Source organism: Allobosea sp. MMO-172, from assembly GCF_037147855.1.
In the GTDB taxonomy this organism is placed as follows: Bacteria; Pseudomonadota; Alphaproteobacteria; order Rhizobiales; family Beijerinckiaceae; genus Allobosea.
In genome coordinates this window covers 67,020-81,968 of record NZ_JBBCUM010000014.1, presented here as the reverse complement: position 1 = coordinate 81,968, position 14,949 = coordinate 67,020, and the positions used below count along the sequence as shown (strand labels likewise).

Annotated in this window: 15 protein-coding genes; 11 read left to right on the top strand and 4 right to left on the bottom strand. The window is 67.2% G+C overall.

Going from position 1 to position 14,949, the window contains the following annotated elements:
- The first annotated feature begins 64 nt into the window (after positions 1 to 64).
- Positions 65 to 322: a DUF6111 family protein gene (locus tag WFK61_RS19725; protein WP_336813786.1), complete on the top strand. Its 258-nt coding sequence runs from the start codon at positions 65 to 67 to the stop codon at positions 320 to 322.
- Positions 319 to 1,557 carry a CCA tRNA nucleotidyltransferase gene (locus tag WFK61_RS19720; RefSeq protein WP_336813785.1) on the top strand — a complete coding sequence of 413 codons (1,239 nt, stop codon included), beginning with the start codon at positions 319 to 321 and terminating at the stop codon, positions 1,555 to 1,557. Before WFK61_RS19725 ends, WFK61_RS19720 begins: the two co-directional genes overlap by 4 nt.
- On the opposite strand, the gene hemF is transcribed toward WFK61_RS19720, so the two are convergent.
- The 3 genes from hemF to WFK61_RS19705 form a co-directional block, all read right to left on the bottom strand.
- On the bottom strand, positions 1,554 to 2,480 hold the full coding sequence (gene hemF / locus WFK61_RS19715) for an oxygen-dependent coproporphyrinogen oxidase (protein ID WP_336813784.1): 927 nt from the start codon (positions 2,478 to 2,480) through the stop codon (positions 1,554 to 1,556). The genes WFK61_RS19720 and hemF overlap by 4 nt on opposite strands.
- Positions 2,458 to 2,955, bottom strand: coding sequence for a tRNA (cytidine(34)-2'-O)-methyltransferase (locus WFK61_RS19710; protein WP_336813783.1), 498 nt, complete (start codon positions 2,953 to 2,955; stop codon positions 2,458 to 2,460). The genes hemF and WFK61_RS19710 overlap by 23 nt, the downstream gene beginning before the upstream one ends.
- Positions 2,956 to 3,072: 117 nt before the next feature.
- Positions 3,073 to 3,618: a hypothetical protein gene (locus WFK61_RS19705; protein ID WP_336813782.1), complete on the bottom strand. Its 546-nt coding sequence runs from the start codon at positions 3,616 to 3,618 to the stop codon at positions 3,073 to 3,075.
- A gap of 487 nt (positions 3,619 to 4,105) precedes the next feature.
- Between WFK61_RS19705 and WFK61_RS19700 the strand changes: the two genes are divergently transcribed.
- The 9 genes from WFK61_RS19700 to WFK61_RS19660 all read left to right on the top strand — a co-directional run bounded on the left by WFK61_RS19700 (position 4,106) and on the right by WFK61_RS19660 (position 13,767).
- Complete coding sequence (locus tag WFK61_RS19700) at positions 4,106 to 5,971, top strand: ABC transporter ATP-binding protein (protein ID WP_336813781.1); 1,866 nt, start codon at positions 4,106 to 4,108, stop codon at positions 5,969 to 5,971.
- A 191-nt stretch (positions 5,972 to 6,162) separates the two neighbouring features.
- A complete protein-coding gene (gene petA / locus WFK61_RS19695; RefSeq protein WP_336813780.1) occupies positions 6,163 to 6,711 on the top strand; it encodes a ubiquinol-cytochrome c reductase iron-sulfur subunit in 549 nt (182 codons plus the stop codon).
- A gap of 53 nt (positions 6,712 to 6,764) precedes the next feature.
- The gene (locus WFK61_RS19690; RefSeq protein ID WP_336813779.1) at positions 6,765 to 8,048 is read left to right on the top strand and encodes a cytochrome b; all 1,284 of its coding nucleotides are present in this window, start codon (positions 6,765 to 6,767) and stop codon (positions 8,046 to 8,048) included.
- A 7-nt stretch (positions 8,049 to 8,055) separates the two neighbouring features.
- Positions 8,056 to 8,934 (top strand): cytochrome c1, encoded by an 879-nt coding sequence (locus WFK61_RS19685; protein WP_336813778.1) that lies wholly within the window; start codon positions 8,056 to 8,058, stop codon positions 8,932 to 8,934.
- Positions 8,935 to 9,171: 237 nt separating this feature from the next.
- Positions 9,172 to 10,065 (top strand): S-methyl-5'-thioadenosine phosphorylase, encoded by an 894-nt coding sequence (locus WFK61_RS19680; RefSeq protein WP_336813777.1) that lies wholly within the window; start codon positions 9,172 to 9,174, stop codon positions 10,063 to 10,065.
- A gap of 56 nt (positions 10,066 to 10,121) precedes the next feature.
- Entirely contained in the window at positions 10,122 to 10,649 is a 528-nt protein-coding gene (locus tag WFK61_RS19675; protein ID WP_293806207.1) for an adenine phosphoribosyltransferase, read from the top strand.
- 6 nt (positions 10,650 to 10,655) lie between these two features.
- A complete protein-coding gene (mtnA, locus tag WFK61_RS19670; RefSeq protein ID WP_336813776.1) occupies positions 10,656 to 11,765 on the top strand; it encodes an S-methyl-5-thioribose-1-phosphate isomerase in 1,110 nt (369 codons plus the stop codon).
- On the top strand, positions 11,762 to 12,406 hold the full coding sequence (locus WFK61_RS19665; protein WP_336813775.1) for a class II aldolase/adducin family protein: 645 nt from the start codon (positions 11,762 to 11,764) through the stop codon (positions 12,404 to 12,406). The genes mtnA and WFK61_RS19665 overlap by 4 nt, the downstream gene beginning before the upstream one ends.
- A 53-nt stretch (positions 12,407 to 12,459) precedes the next feature.
- Positions 12,460 to 13,767 carry a sensor domain-containing diguanylate cyclase gene (locus WFK61_RS19660; RefSeq protein WP_336813774.1) on the top strand — a complete coding sequence of 436 codons (1,308 nt, stop codon included), beginning with the start codon at positions 12,460 to 12,462 and terminating at the stop codon, positions 13,765 to 13,767.
- A 162-nt stretch (positions 13,768 to 13,929) separates the two neighbouring features.
- On the opposite strand, the gene WFK61_RS19655 is transcribed toward WFK61_RS19660, so the two are convergent.
- Entirely contained in the window at positions 13,930 to 14,946 is a 1,017-nt protein-coding gene (locus tag WFK61_RS19655; protein ID WP_336813773.1) for a MaoC family dehydratase, read from the bottom strand.
- Positions 14,947 to 14,949: the final 3 nt, after the last annotated feature.

Below are 14,949 nucleotides of genomic sequence, written 5' to 3'. Positions count from 1 at the left end.
ACGAATCCGATGCGGCGATGTAAACTGAGACTGCGCGGATGACGCGCCCGGGAACGACGAAGCGATGCTGCGCGCGATCATCGAAGAGGTTCTGCTCTTCGTTCTGCCCTTCTGTCTTTTTGCAGGCTATCTCGTCATCAACAGGCGCAACCCCTTCGATGTCGAGCACTGGAGCCCGCATATCTTCCGGCTGGCGGTGGCGGGCTTCCTGCTGGCGATCGCCGTGCTGATCTATGGCGGCTTCATCGCGCCGCGCAGCCAAGGCGCCTACGAGCCGCCGCATATGGAGAACGGGGTTCTGGTGCCCGGCCGCTTCAAATGATCGATGACCGGGCCGGCGAGATCGCGGGCTTCCTGGCCCAGCCGGTGCTGTCGCGGCTGCTGTCCGCGCTGGACGGAGACGGCGAGGAAACCCGGGTCGTCGGCGGCGCTGTACGCAATCTCCTGCTCGGCGAGGCTGCGAGCGATATCGATCTCGCGACCACGGCCCTGCCGCAGGAGACGATGCGGCGCGGCAAGGCGGCCGGTTTCAAGGCGGTGCCGACCGGGTTCGAGCACGGCACGGTGACGCTCGTCGCGGAGGGCGCGAGCTTCGAGGTGACGACGCTGCGGCGCGATGTCGAGACGGACGGGCGCCGGGCCAAGGTCCTGTTCGGCCGCGATTTCGTCGCGGATGCGCTGCGGCGAGACTTCACCATCAATGCGCTCGGGCTCGGCCGCGACGGCAGGCTTCACGATTATTGCGGTGGGCTCGACGATCTCGCGCAGCGGCGCGTACGCTTCATCGGCGATGCGACGGCCCGCATCCGCGAGGACTATCTGCGCATCCTGCGCTTCTTCCGCTTCCATGCCCGCTATGGTGTCGGTGCGCCCGATGCCGAGGGCTTGAATGCCTGCATTGCTGGCCGCGAAGGGCTCGGCGGCCTGTCGCGCGAGCGGGTGCGGGCGGAATTGCTGAAGCTTCTGGTGGCGCCCGGTGTCGTCGCGACCATTGGGGCGATGGCCGGCGCCGGGCTATTGATGCCGGTGATCGGCGGTGTGCCGCATCTCTCGCGCTTTGCCGCGATCGCGGGAGATGACAGCGCGGGCGTCCATCCGGCCTTCCGGCTCGCGGCGCTGGCGGTTTCGGTTGGCGAGGACGCCTTGCGTCTGCGCGAAGGCCTGCGGCTTTCGAACGCGGAATTCGACCGGATCGAGCGGATCGCACGGGCTCTGGAAGCTCTGGGCGGCCGGGCGGACCTGCCCGGCATCGCGGCCTTGCGTCATGTCGCCCATGATGCCGGGAGCGATGCGATGGCTGCGACGCTCGTCCTGCTCAACGCCTCGGCGGGAGGCGAGGGCAGGGATGATGTGCAGCGGCTCATCGCCGAGCTCGGCCGGACGCCGCCCTTCCTGCCGACGGGTAAGGACGTCATCGGGCGCGGCATCCCGCCCGGGCCGCGCGTCGGGCAGGTGCTTGCGGTGGCCCGACAGGATTGGATCGAAGCCGGTTGCCCGGCTTCGGCTGAGGCCCAGTTCGCGCTGCTCGATGCCGCGACCGGGCAAGCGCAGCCTTAAGGCCAGCGGACCGTCGGCGGCATCGAGGACAGGATGGAATCGACATTGCCGCCGGTCTTCAGGCCGAAGATCGTGCCGCGGTCATAGAGCAGGTTGAACTCGACATAGCGGCCGCGCCGGACCTGCTGCTCGTGGCGCTCGGCCTCGCTCCAGGGCTTGCCGAGATTGCGGCGCAGGATCTCGGGATAGCTGACGAGGAAGGCCTCGCCGACGGCGCGCGTGAAGGCCAGATCGGCCTCGACGTCGCCGGTCCAGACATAGTCGTAGAAGATGCCGCCGATGCCGCGCGGCTCGTTGCGGTGCTTCAGGAAGAAATACTCGTCGCACCAGGCCTTGAAGCGCGGGTAATCCGCCACGGCGGGGTGATCGTCGCAGGGCTGGCGCATCGCGGCGTGGAAATCGCGCGCGTCGGGGTCGTCCTGATTGCGGCGCGCGTCGAGCACTGGCGTGAGATCGGCGCCGCCGCCGAACCACGGCTTCGTGGTGACGACGAAGCGGGTGTTCATGTGCACGGTCGGTGCATGCGGGTTCCAGGGATGGGCGATCAGCGAGATGCCGGTGGCATGGAAGCGCGGGTCTTCCGCCGCGCCCGGTATCTGGCCTGCGAAATCGGGATGGAAACTGCCATGCACCGTCGAGACATGGACGCCGACCTTCTCGAAGACGCGGCCCTTCATGATCGACATGACGCCGCCGCCACCGGGCACGCCGTCATGATTGGTGCGCTGCCAGGGCGTGCGGACGAAGCGCCCTGCCGTGTTCGTCTCGGGCGGGAAGGGCCCGGCCGCCTCGTCCTCGACCGCCTCGAAGGCGGCGCAGATGCGGTCACGCAGGCTCTCGAACCAGGCGGCGGCGCGCGGCTTCAGCGCTTCGACGACGGCCGGATCGGCGGGCGGGGATTCAACGGGTTTCGAGGTGGTCATCGTCTGTTCCATCGCGGCCAGGGAAGCCGCCTGTCTGTCGCAATGCCTCGCCCATTACCATTGCCGCCGCCAGCGCGACATTGAGCGAGCGCAAACCGGTGCGCATGGGAATATGGAGGCTGGTATCCGCCGCGACGCGGGCCTCTGCCGTCACGCCGGCCGATTCACGCCCGAGCAGGACGATGTCGCCGGGCTGGAAGTGAAAATCCGGCAGCGGGATCGCGCCGTCGGTCTCGGCAAGGACGAGGCGATGGCCTTCCGACCGGCGCCAGCCGTCGAAGGCCGTGAACGAATCATGGCGCCGGACGGCGGCGCGCTCGAGATAGTCCATGCCCGAGCGGCGGAAATGCCGGTCCGAGACGTCGAAGGCGGCCGGCTCGACGATGTCGACGGCGATGCCGAGACAAGCGGCCATGCGGATCATCGTGCCGGCGTTCTGCGGAATATCCGGCTGGAAAAGGGCGAGACGAAGCATGCCGGGGTGATGACGGGTCGCGCTGGGCGGCGTCAAGGCCGGCCGGGCTGAACCGGGGGACCGTGGCAGCGCTCAGCCGACACAGCCTCCCGATTCCGGATTTGGTTGGTCCCTGGCTCAGTTGAGGCCCAGGCCGACGCCGATGCCTCCACCGCCGATGCCGACGCCGGCCCCGATACCGCCTCCGGCATTGCCGACACCTGCTCCGGCTCCGACGCCGTCGCCACCGATTCCCGCGCCTGCACCCGCTCCAACCCCGCCGCTGGAATCGCCGATGCCGGCACCGACACCGGCACCCACGCCACCATTGCCGACGCCGGCGCCTACTCCGGCTCCGACGCCGCCGCTGCTGGCGTTACCGATCCCTGCGCCCACTCCGGCACCGATGCCGCCATTGCCAACGCCTGCACCTGCGGCGGCGCCGACTCCGCTATTGCCCGTGCCTGCATTCGCTGCGGCTCCGGCGCCGATGCTGCCATTGCCGACACCGGCGCCGGCCCCGGCATTGGCGCCGAGCCCGGCGGTGTTGGCGCCGAGGCCCAGACCGAGACCGAAGAGGCCGCTCGAGCTGCCTCCGCCGGAAGAACCGGGCGCGCCGGGATTGTTCGGGCTACCCGACGTCCCGGCGCTTCCCGGATTGAGGCCCGATCCAGGGCCTGTCATGGAGCCGCGCGAACTCACTGTGGGGCTATAGGATGCGGCGAGCTTGAGGCATTTGCTCATCGCCGCGCCGCGCAGGCCGTCGCATCCATCGAATGAGGTGTATTCCGCAGCGCTGTTGCAAGCAGCGACAAGTGTGCAGGCGCTCAACGCGCCGAGTATTCGTAGCCGCATGGCTCTCTCCTTGGCGGTTAGTCTACGCAGCCGAGAACAGAGGCGATTGCTTCGGGGTTCCTCTGAAACGATTCCGAGAGCTACCAGGCGCTATACGCCATCGCGATGATTTTATGATTATTTGATCTTTGCCCTTCGCTTGGTACTCAGGCGCTTAGCGACACTTCGTCATCGCCCTAATCCCGCCACCGGAGGCGCCTAGCTGCGTCTGCGGCGACGCCTGCCCGGCTGCCTCCTGACAGGAGGTGGCATGGGGAAAGCCGGTATCCCGAATTGTCGTTTGTTCCGCCCTCTCATTCCCGCTAGCCAAGCAGGCATGTTCGCTCCGCTCTTCCGTTGGCTCGAAAGCCGAATCGACGTCTTCGCTCCCTTCGACGAGCGGGAGACGCCGCCGCGCGGCGTGTGGCCCTTCATGTGGCATCACATCAAGGGCGTGAAGGGCTGGATGGCCCTGATCATGATCACGGGCCTGGGCTTCAGCGGCATCGAGGCGGCGATGTACCTGATGGTCGGCTGGTTCGTGGACCTGCTCTCGACGCAGTCGCCGGAGACGATCTTCCGCGACCATGGCTGGCTCTTGGCGGGCGCGGCCTTCCTGCTCGTCGTCGTCCGGCCGCTGATCTATTTCGCCAACCACGCTATCGTCGATCAGGTCGTGGTGCCGCAGATCACCAACCAGATCCGCTGGCGCAACCATGTCTACACGCTCGGCCACGCGCTGGGATACTTTCAGAATGACTTTGCAGGGCGCCTGTCCGCCCGCGTCATCCAGGCCGGCCAGTCGATTCGCGGCGCGACGATCGAGGTCATCGACGATCTCTGGTACGCGCTGGTCTTCGCCACGGTCGCGATCGGCTTCTTCGGCAAGACCAGCCTGTGGCTGGCGCTGCCGGTGGTCCTGTGGCTTGCGGCCTATGTCACGCTGCTGATCTATTTCGTGCCGCGGGCGAAGCAGCGCTCGGAGGCGAATTCGCTGGGGCGTTCGACCACGACGGGGCGCATCGTCGATTCCTACACCAACATCCTGACGGTGAAGCTGTTCGCGCGCGCCGATGCCGAGCGTTCGGCCGTCCGCGACTCGTTGACGCGGTGGAACGCCTCCTTCCTCAATCTGTCGCGCCTGATCACGGGCGTCAGCGTCATCCTGCAGACGATGAACAGCCTGCTCGTCGTGGCCACGGCCTGGCTCGCGCTGCTGCTCTGGAGCCAGGGCGAGATGACGCCGGGCGCGGTCGCCGCCGCGATCGGCCTCGTGCTCCGGCTGGTGCAGATGTCTGGCTGGCTGATCCATCTCGTGCGCGGCATCTTCGAGAATATCGGCTCGGTGCAGGAGAGCATGGAGACGATCGCCAAGCCGCACGACCTGCCGGATGCGGCCGATGCGGTGCCGCTGGTCGTCGACAAAGGCGCGATCAGCTTCGACAAGATCCGCTTCAATTACGGGCGAGGGCAGGGGCTGTTCGAGGGGCTCGACCTGCAGATCAGGCCGGGCGAGCGCGTGGGCCTCGTCGGTCCGTCGGGTGCCGGCAAGTCGACTTTGGTGAACCTGCTGCTGCGGCTTTATCCGCTCGAAGGTGGCCGCATCCTGATCGACGGGCAGGATATCGCCTATGTCACGCAGGATACGCTTCGCGCCCAGATCGGCATGGTGACGCAGGATAATTCGCTGCTGCACCGCTCGATCGGCGACAATATCGCCTATGGCCGCATCGGCGCGAGCGAGGCTGAGATCGCGCTCGCGGCGCGGCAGGCCGAAGCACACGACTTCATCCAGGGGCTCGGCGACCAGGACGGCCGCAAGGGCTTCGATTCGCGCGTCGGCGAGCGCGGCGTGAAGCTTTCGGGCGGCCAGCGCCAGCGCATCGCGATCGCCCGCGTGCTGCTCAAGGACGCGCCGATCCTGATCCTCGACGAGGCGACTTCGGCGCTCGACTCTGAGGTCGAGGCGGCGATCCAGCAGCAGCTCGCGGCCCTGATGCAGGGCAAGACCGTGATCGCGATCGCGCACCGGCTCTCGACCATCGCCGCGCTGGACCGGCTGATCGTGCTCGATCAAGGGCGGATCGCCGATATCGGCAGCCATGACGAGCTGATCGCGCGGGGCGGGCTCTATGCCCGGCTCTGGGCACGCCAATCGGGCGGATTCCTGGCCGCCGCCGATCCGGAAAAGCTCGTCGTCTGAGGTCTTCCCCTGCCGTCTGTGCGCCATGCATGGCCGGGGCGTTCCAGACAGTAGACTTCGTCCAATCTGCATGTCAAAGAGCCGAAGGTGACGCACCGCCGCATTGCGGCGGCAGCGGCGCGCCCCTATGAGGGCGAGAGGCGATAATTTCGAGCTGTTCCAGCTCGCAAGACGTGTAAGAGGATTGGATCGTGGCGCACGCGACCGATACATCGACCGGAACAACCCGCCGCGACTTCCTGATGCTGGCTACCGGCGCCGCTGGTGCGGTCGGCGTCGGCGCACTCGTCATTCCGCTGATCAGCCAGCTCGCGCCCGACGCGCAGACCGTCGCCGCCGGCGCCCCGGTCGATGTCGATCTGGCCCCGATCGCCGAAGGTCAGGCGATCAAGCTGTTCTGGCGCGGCAAGCCGATCTTCGTGCGCCATCGCACCAAGAAGGAAATCGACGAGGCCAAGGCGGTCGACGTCGCCACGCTGCGCGACCCGCAGACCGACGCCCAGCGTACCAAGGCCGGCCACGAGCAGTTCCTCGTCGTCTTCGGCAACTGCACCCATCTCGGCTGCATTCCGCTGGGCACCGCGCCCGGCGAATCGAAGGGCGACTACGACGGCTGGTTCTGCCCCTGCCACGGCTCGCACTACGATTCCTCCGGCCGCATTCGCAAGGGCCCGGCACCGCTCAACCTGCCGGTGCCGCCCTACGCCTTCAACGGCGACACCAAGATCCGGATCGGCTGAGCAATGCGCTCGACGCTTTCCCGCCAAGATGAGACAGCCTTGAGGCATTCTTCATGAGTGGTCACAGTTCCTACGTCCCGAAGACCGGTATCGAGCGCTGGCTCGACGCGCGCCTGCCGATCATCCGCCTCGCGCATGACTCGGCGGTCTCCTACCCGGTCCCGCGCAACCTGAACTACCTGTGGACCTTCGGCGGCATCCTCGTGTTCATGCTGGTGGCGCAGATCATCACCGGCATCATCCTGGTGATGCACTACACGCCACATGCGACGATGGCCTTCAACTCCGTCGAGCACATCATGCGCGACGTGAACTACGGCTGGCTGCTGCGCTACCTGCACTCCAACGGCGCCTCGATGTTCTTCATCGCCGTCTACGTGCACATCTTCCGCGGGCTTTATTATGGCTCGTACAAGGCGCCGCGCGAGGTGCTGTGGATTCTCGGCGTCGTCATCTTCCTGCTGATGATGGCCACCGCCTTCATGGGCTACGTGCTGCCCTGGGGCCAGATGTCCTTCTGGGGCGCGACCGTCATCACCAACCTGTTCTCGGCGCTGCCGGTGATCGGCGAGACGATCGTCACCTATCTGTGGGGCGGCTACTCGGTCGACAACCCGACGCTGAACCGCTTCTTCTCGCTGCACTACCTGCTGCCGTTCATGATCTTCGGCGTCGTCGTGCTGCATATCTGGGCGCTGCATGTCGTCGGCCAGAACAACCCGACCGGCGTCGAGGTGAAGAACGTCGCCAAGGACACCGTGCCGTTCACGCCCTATGCGACCGTGAAGGACATCTTCGGCATGGTCGTGTTCATGATCCTGTTCTCCTGGTTCGTGTTCTACCAGCCGAATTTCATGGGCCATGCCGACAACTACATCCCGGCGAACCCGGCTTCGACCCCGGCCCACATCGTTCCGGAATGGTACTTCCTGCCGTTCTACGCGATCCTGCGCGCCATTCCCGACAAGCTCGGCGGCGTGCTGGCCATGGGCGCGGCCATCGTCGTGCTCGCCTTCCTGCCCTGGATCGACACCTCGAAGGTCAAGTCGATGAGCTACCGGCCGATCGGTCGCCAGCTGTTCTGGGCCTTCGTGGTGGTCTGCATCGGCCTCGGTTATCTCGGCGCCATGCCGGCTGAGGGCGGCTACGTCATCGCCTCGCAGATCTTCACCGTGCTGTATTTCGGCTTCTTCGTGGCGCTCTTCGTCGTCGGCTTGTTCGAGCGGCCGAAGGCGCTGCCGACCTCGATCGCAGACTCCGTGCTTGCTTCCGCCAAGGGCGGGTCGGCGGCCAGCGTCGCGGCCGCCACCGCTGCCGAACCGAACGTCAAGGGCTGACGGAACCATGAGCAGAATCTCGTTTCGTCTCGCCCTGACCGGGCTCGCCGCCGGCCTCTCGCTGGCGCTCATCCAGCCGGCGGCGCAGGCCGCCGAGGCCGGCCCGAAGCCGCCGCAATTGACTTGGTCGTTCTCCGGGCCGGTCGGCAAGTTCGACCGGGCCCAGCTGCAGCGCGGCTTCAAGGTCTACAAGGAGGTCTGCGCGAGCTGCCATGGCGCGAGCCTTGTCGCCTTCCGCAACCTGTCGCAGCCCGGTGGCCCCGAGTTCACGCAGGGCCAGGTCTCCGCGCTTGCCGCGACCTACCAGATCAAGGACGGCCCGAACGAGGCCGGCGAGATGTTCGAGCGGCCCGGTCGCCCGGCCGATCGCTTCCCGTCGCCTTTCGCCAACGAGCAGGCCGCCCGCGCGGCTCAGGGCGGCGCCTATCCGCCGGACTTCTCGGTCCTCGCCAAGGCGCGCACCTATACCCGCGGCTTCCCGACCTTCGTCTTCGATATCTTCACGCAGTATCAGGAGCAGGGGCCGGATTATATCCACGCCCTGCTGACCGGGTATGAGGATCCGCCGGCGGGCGTCACCTTGCTGCCGGGACAGAACTACAACCGGTATATGCCTGGCCACTTGATCGCGATGCCGAAGCCGCTCGCCGATGGCCAGGTCGAGTATCCGAAGGGCCCGGACGGCAAGCCGAGCGCGCCCGAGACCGTCGATCAGTATGCCCGCGACGTTACCGCTTTCATGATGTGGATGGCGGAGCCGCATCTCGAGGCGCGCAAGCGCATCGGCCTGCAGGTGATGCTCTTCCTCATCATCTTCGCCGGGCTGCTCTACTACACCAAGAAGAAGGTGTGGTCGCGCATGCCGGACGGCTCGCCGGCCCACTGATCCGGCTGGATATCGTTTCAGGAAAAGGCCCCGGTGACGGGGCCTTTTTCGTTATGAAACCCGTCGTTCTCGGACGAAGCGAAGCGTAGATCCGAGAAACTCAGGCAGGACAAAGTCCCGGAGCTTCTTCCGGCGGGAGGCGCGCGGGACAGGCCCGAGCATGACGGCATCCTGTCCCACCGTATTGCGACCGTCATCGAAAGGTGGTCCCTTCCGCGCCGAAACAGGGAATCGACCATGAGCGAAGCCGTTCTCGGAATCATTGGCGGATCGGGCATCTACGATCTGCCGGGCCTGACCGACCTGCGCGAGGAGCGCATCGAAAGCCCCTGGGGCGAGCCTTCTGACGTCCTGCGGATCGGCCGGATGGGCCAGACCAAGATCGTCTTCCTGCCCCGTCACGGCCGTGGCCATTCGATCCCGCCCTCCGAGATCAACTACCGCGCCAATATCGACGTGCTGAAGCGGGCGGGCGTGACCGATCTCGTCTCGCTCTCGGCCTGCGGCTCCTACAAGGCCGAGCTTTATCCCGGCCTGTTCGTGCTGGTCGACCAGTTCGTCGACCGGACGAGCCGGCGCGAGAACTCCTTCTTCGGCAAGGGCTGCGTCGCCCATGTCTCGGTCGCCCACCCGGTCGGCCCCGTCCTGCAGGCCCGCGTGGCGGCGGCGGCGCAGGCCGAGGAGCTGGCTTTCGTGCGCGGCGGCACGCTGGTCACGATGGAAGGTCCGCAGTTCTCGACCTATGCCGAATCCACGACCTATCGCGGCCTCGGCTACGACCTGATCGGCATGACGGCGATGCCCGAGGCCAAGCTCGCCCGCGAGGCCGAGATCACCTATGCGACCGTCGCGATGGTGACCGACTACGACTGCTGGCATGAACTCCACGGCGCCGTCGATGTCGCGGCCGTCATCGCCGTGCTGCATGAGAATGCCGACAAGGCGCGGCGCCTCGTGGCGCGGCTCGCGGCGGATTTCCCGGCCGAGCGCGAGCCGTGCCCCGCCGGCTCCCATAACGCGCTCGACGCCGCCATCGTGACGGCGCCGGCCTTCCGCGATCCGGCCCTGCTGGCGAAGCTCGATGCCGTCGCGGGACGCGTGCTCAAGGCGGCGCGATGTCGGCGCCCTTGACGAAGCCGGCCCGGCGTCCGACCAAGGCGACCGTCAGTCCGCATGAGACGGTGCCCATGAACCTCGCCGACAGCATCCGCGCGATCCCGGATTATCCCCGGCCCGGCATCGTCTTCCGCGACATCACCACGCTGCTCGGCGATGCGCGGGCCTTCCGCCGTGCCGTCGACGAGCTGGTGCAGCCCTTCGCCGGCCTGAAGATCGCCAAGATCGCGGGGATCGAGGCGCGCGGCTTCATCCTGGGCGGCGCGGTGGCGCATCAGCTCTCGGCCGGCTTCATCCCCGTGCGCAAGAAGGGCAAGCTGCCGCTGGAGACGCTGCGCGCGACCTATGCGCTGGAATACGGCACGGACGAGATCGAGATCCATCGCGACGCGGTGCAGCCGGGCGAGCGGGTCCTGCTGGTCGATGACCTGATCGCCACCGGCGGCACGGCGGAGGCGGCGGTCAATCTGCTCGCCGGCCTCGGCGCCGAGGTCGTGGCGGCCTGCTTCATCGTCGATCTGCCGGAGCTCGGCGGCGCCGACAAGATCCGGCGGCTCGGCGTGCCCGTGCGGACGCTGGTCTCCTTCGCGGGTGACTGAGCGGCGATGAAGATCAACGGCCAGCATTACCGGACGATCTGGCTGGCCCAGGACGGCTGGCGCGTCGTGGTGATCGACCAGACGCGCTTGCCCTTCCGCTTCGAGACCGTGGCGCTGGGGACGGCCGAGCAGGCGGCGGATGCGATCCGCAGCATGGTGGTGCGCGGGGCGCCCTTGATCGGCGCGACCGCGGCCTACGGCGTGGCGCTGGCCATGTGGGCCGATGCTTCGGACGCGGCGCTGGAGGCTGCACTCGCGCTGCTTGGCGCGACCCGGCCGACCGCCGTCAATCTGCACTGGGCGCTGGCGCGGATGCGCGGTGCCCTCGCAGGCCTGCAGCCGGAGGCACGCGCCGCTGTGGCCTATGCCGAGGCTGCGGCGATCTGCGACGAGGATGTCGCGCTGTGCCGCGCGATCGGCGAGCACGGGCTGCCATTGATCGCGGAGATCGCGGCGCGCAAGCCCGCCGGCACGCCGGTCAATATCCTCACCCATTGCAATGCCGGCTGGATCGCCACGGTGGACTGGGGCACGGCCCTGGCGCCGATCTATCTCGCGCATGATGCCGGCATTGCCGTCCATGTCTGGGTCGACGAGACCAGGCCACGCAACCAGGGCGCGGCGCTGACGGCCTATGAGCTCGGCGCCCATGGCGTGCCGCATACGGTGATCACCGACAATGCCGGCGGCCACCTGATGCAGCGCGGACAGGTCGACATGGCGATCGTCGGCACCGACCGGACGACGGCTTCCGGCGATGTGGCCAACAAGATCGGGACCTATCTCAAGGCGCTCGCGGCCCATGACAACGGCGTGCCCTTCTATGTGGCGCTGCCCTCGCCGACGATCGACTGGAGCATTCATGATGGCCTTGCCGATATTCCGATCGAGGAGCGCGCGGCGCGCGAGGTGACGCATCTCTCGGGGCTCGCCGATGACGGCGAGGTCAGGACCGTGCGCGTCGTGGCGCCGGGCAGCGGCGCGGCCAATCCCGCCTTCGACGTGACGCCGGCGCGGCTCGTCACCGGGCTCATCACCGAGCGCGGCGTCTGCGCGGCCAGCAGGGACGGCCTCGCACGACTCTTTCCCGATCTGGCGAACAGGGACAGGACATGACCGAGCAGGAACTGCGGCAGGAGATCGTCGCGGTCGCACAGGCGATCGATCGGGCGGGGTTTTGCCCGTCGAAATCGGGCAATGTCTCCGCGCGTTTCGGCGGTGGCCTGCTGATCACGCCCTCGGGCCTGCCCTATGCGCAGACGAAGCCGGAAGACCTGATCCATCTCGGACTCGACGGCTCCGTGCTCGGCGGCAGCCGCAAGCCATCCTCGGAATGGCCCTTCCATGTCGCGATCTACCAGGCGCGCCCGGATGCGCAGGCGATCGTGCATACCCATTCGCCGCGTGCGACCGCGCTCTCCTGCACCCGGCGCGGCATCCCGGCCTTCCATTACATGATCGCGCTCTGCGGCGGCGCCGATGTGCGCTGCGCCGAATACGCGACCTTCGGCACGCCGGAACTGGCCGGGAATGCGGTGAAGGCGCTTGAGGGGCGCAAGGCGGTGCTGCTCGCCAATCACGGCGTGATCGCGCTCGGCCAGACGCTGGCAGGCGCGCATACCATCGTCGCGGAGGTTGAGAATCTCGCGGGGCAGTATCTCGATATTCTGGCCGCCGGCATCGAGCCGGTGATCCTCGACGCGGCCGAGATGGAGCGCGTCGGCGCCAAATTCGCGGGTTACGGCAAGGTCGGTTGATCTGGCCCCAATCGTCTTACGCAACGTTAAACACTGCCACCCTAGGGTGGCGCATGATCGTTTCGCGCTACCTGCACGAGTCATTCGATGTGCTGTCGGTCGGCGTCTGCGAGTACGATGCGGAGCATCGTGCCGTCGGCTGGAATCGCACGTTCCTGCACTTCTTCCCTGAAGATGACGGGCTGATCTATCCCGGCGAGCCCTATATCGAGAATCTCAGGCGCTTCTACACGCTCAGGCTCGCGCCCGAGGAGATGCACGATATCGACCGCTACATCGCCGAGGGCATGGCGCGGCACGAGAACCAGACACAGGCCTTCGAATTCCTCCATAACGGCCGGCGCTTGCGCGCGACCTCGCTGCTGGCGCCCTGCGGCGGGCGTGTGCGGATGTGGCAGATGCTGGAGGCGCCAAGCCGGGCCGGTGCCGTGACCGACGCGCTGCTGCCCGCCTTCGAGGCGCTGCGCTTCATCCCGGACGGTGCGATGCTGCTGGATGGCGAGGACCGGATCATCGCCACCAACGACGCCTTCCGCGAGCTCTACGACATCCCGCCGGACACTCTGGTCGTCGGTTTGAAGTTCGATGAGATCGTCAGCGAGTGCTGGCGCGGGGTCTCGGCCGTCGCAGGCCTGCGCGCCAGCATCCTCAATGGCTTGCGTTATGACGGCGCGCCCTTCGAGATCGAATTGCCCGGCCAGCGCTGGCGGCGCGTCGTCGCCCGGCACACGCTGGAAGGCCTGAGCTGCTTCATCCATGCCGATACGACGGCGGCGAAGCGCCAGCAGGCGGCGCTGCTCAGCGCACAGGACGCTCTGCGCCAGGCCAATGCCGAGCTGGTCAAGCTCGCGCAGACGGACGGGCTGACCGGGCTCGCCAACCGCCGCCGCTTCATCGAGTGCCTCGCGAGCGAGGCGGCGCGCCCGCAATCGCTGGCGCTGCTGATCGTCGATGTCGATCACTTCAAGGCGATCAACGACCAGTTCGGCCATGTCGCCGGCGATACATGCCTGCGGCTGGTGGCGCAGATCATCGACGGCCCGCCGACCGGTGCGGCCCGCCTTGTCGCTCGGCTCGGCGGCGAGGAATTCGGCGTCCTGATCGCGGATGCGACACAGAGCGAGGCAATGGCGGTCGCGGAAGCGATCCGTCAGGCGCTGGCGCAGGCGCCCTGGCGTGCGGTCGATGCGCAGTTGCAGGGCGCGACGGTGTCGATCGGGCTCTGCTGCGGGCACGGGCCGCTCGATGGCGACGCGCTCTATGCCCATGCCGATGCGGCGCTCTATGCCGCCAAGCGCAATGGCCGCGACCGGGTCGAGATCACGCTTCTCTCCGCGGCGGCCGGGCTGAAGGTGGGCTGAGTTCAGCGTCGCTCCAAATAACCACAACCCTCATCCTGAGGAGCGCTTCGTAGAAGCGCGTCTCGAAGGGTGTTCAGTAGGCGCAGGTGATATCTGGAACATCCTTCGAGACGCAGCCTTCGGCTGCTCCTCAGGATGAGGGCTCACACTTTTAACAAGTGCTCAGGTCTGAGGTTTCCGCTCGACGAAAACGCAGCCGTCGAAGCTGAAGACCTCTTCGCCGTGCTGGTTCGTCCCGGTATTGCGGTGGAAGAACAGGCCCCATTGCGGACGCGAGGCGCTCTCACGCTTGTCCACCACCTCGGAGCGATAGGTGACCCGGTCGCCGGCGAAGACCGGCTTCGTCCAGCGCAGATTCTTGAAACCCGGGGAAGGGCCGAGGCGTGCGGGGCGATCGGGGGCGGCCGCGAGCTGGTTCTTGCGGTGCTGGACCATGCAGGCCATCCAGACGGCGGCGGTGTGCCAGCCGGAGGCCGCGAGCTTGCCGAAGGAGCTGTTGCGGGCCGCCGCCTCGTCCATGTGGAAGGGCTGCGGATCGAAGCTGCGGGCGAAGGCGACGATCTCCTCGGCCGTGAAGACGAAGCTGCCGAGTTCATGGCTGTCGCCGACCGAAAGCTCCTCGAAGAAACGCGGCGGGCCGGGTGGCTCGGCCGGCGCTTCCAGCGGGCTTTCGACGAGCGGGCGCTCATAGATCGGCACATGGTCGAGCCAGGGACCGGCAGGGTGCGTGCCGATGCCGGAGCCCTTGCGGCCGAACATGATCCAGTTGGTCTGTTCCAGGATCGGCTCGTCGCGCTGATTCAGCAATTCAAGCTTGAAGCGCACGAGGCCCATCTCGGGGCGCGAGCGCGAGGCCTTGCTTTCCAGCACGGTGCGGCGGGCGCTGACGCTGTCGCCGGGGAGAAGCGGGCGCAGCCACTTCACCTCGTCGATGCCCGGCGCGCCCATGCTGGCGGCGTCGAGCAGGAAATCCTCCGCCATTAGCCGCATCAGCAGGGAGCAGCTATGCCAGCCCGAGCCGATCAGGCGGCCGACGAAGCTCGTCCTGGCGGCTTCGGGATCGACATGGAAATCCTGCGCGTCAAAGCGCGAGGCGAAGGCGACGATGTCGTCCTGCGAGACCGCCAGACTGCGCGAGCGGGCGCTCGTGCCGGGGACGAAATCCTCGAAATACGACATCGC

What these genes read in the sequence shown, in the direction of transcription:
- WFK61_RS19725 (WP_336813786.1), top strand. Translation starts at nt 65, where the DNA reads ATGCTGCGCGCGATCATCGAAGAGGTTCTGCTCTTCGTTCTGCCCTTC.
- WFK61_RS19720 (WP_336813785.1), top strand. Translation starts at nt 319, where the DNA reads ATGATCGATGACCGGGCCGGCGAGATCGCGGGCTTCCTGGCCCAGCCG.
- hemF (WP_336813784.1), bottom strand. Translation starts at nt 2,480, where the DNA reads ATGACCACCTCGAAACCCGTTGAATCCCCGCCCGCCGATCCGGCCGTC.
- WFK61_RS19710 (WP_336813783.1), bottom strand. Translation starts at nt 2,955, where the DNA reads ATGCTTCGTCTCGCCCTTTTCCAGCCGGATATTCCGCAGAACGCCGGC.
- WFK61_RS19705 (WP_336813782.1), bottom strand. Translation starts at nt 3,618, where the DNA reads ATGACAGGCCCTGGATCGGGCCTCAATCCGGGAAGCGCCGGGACGTCG.
- WFK61_RS19700 (WP_336813781.1), top strand. Translation starts at nt 4,106, where the DNA reads ATGTTCGCTCCGCTCTTCCGTTGGCTCGAAAGCCGAATCGACGTCTTC.
- WFK61_RS19690 (WP_336813779.1), top strand. Translation starts at nt 6,765, where the DNA reads ATGAGTGGTCACAGTTCCTACGTCCCGAAGACCGGTATCGAGCGCTGG.
- WFK61_RS19685 (WP_336813778.1), top strand. Translation starts at nt 8,056, where the DNA reads ATGAGCAGAATCTCGTTTCGTCTCGCCCTGACCGGGCTCGCCGCCGGC.
- WFK61_RS19680 (WP_336813777.1), top strand. Translation starts at nt 9,172, where the DNA reads ATGAGCGAAGCCGTTCTCGGAATCATTGGCGGATCGGGCATCTACGAT.
- WFK61_RS19675 (WP_293806207.1), top strand. Translation starts at nt 10,122, where the DNA reads ATGAACCTCGCCGACAGCATCCGCGCGATCCCGGATTATCCCCGGCCC.
- mtnA (WP_336813776.1), top strand. Translation starts at nt 10,656, where the DNA reads ATGAAGATCAACGGCCAGCATTACCGGACGATCTGGCTGGCCCAGGAC.
- WFK61_RS19665 (WP_336813775.1), top strand. Translation starts at nt 11,762, where the DNA reads ATGACCGAGCAGGAACTGCGGCAGGAGATCGTCGCGGTCGCACAGGCG.
- WFK61_RS19660 (WP_336813774.1), top strand. Translation starts at nt 12,460, where the DNA reads ATGATCGTTTCGCGCTACCTGCACGAGTCATTCGATGTGCTGTCGGTC.
- WFK61_RS19655 (WP_336813773.1), bottom strand. Translation starts at nt 14,946, where the DNA reads ATGTCGTATTTCGAGGATTTCGTCCCCGGCACGAGCGCCCGCTCGCGC.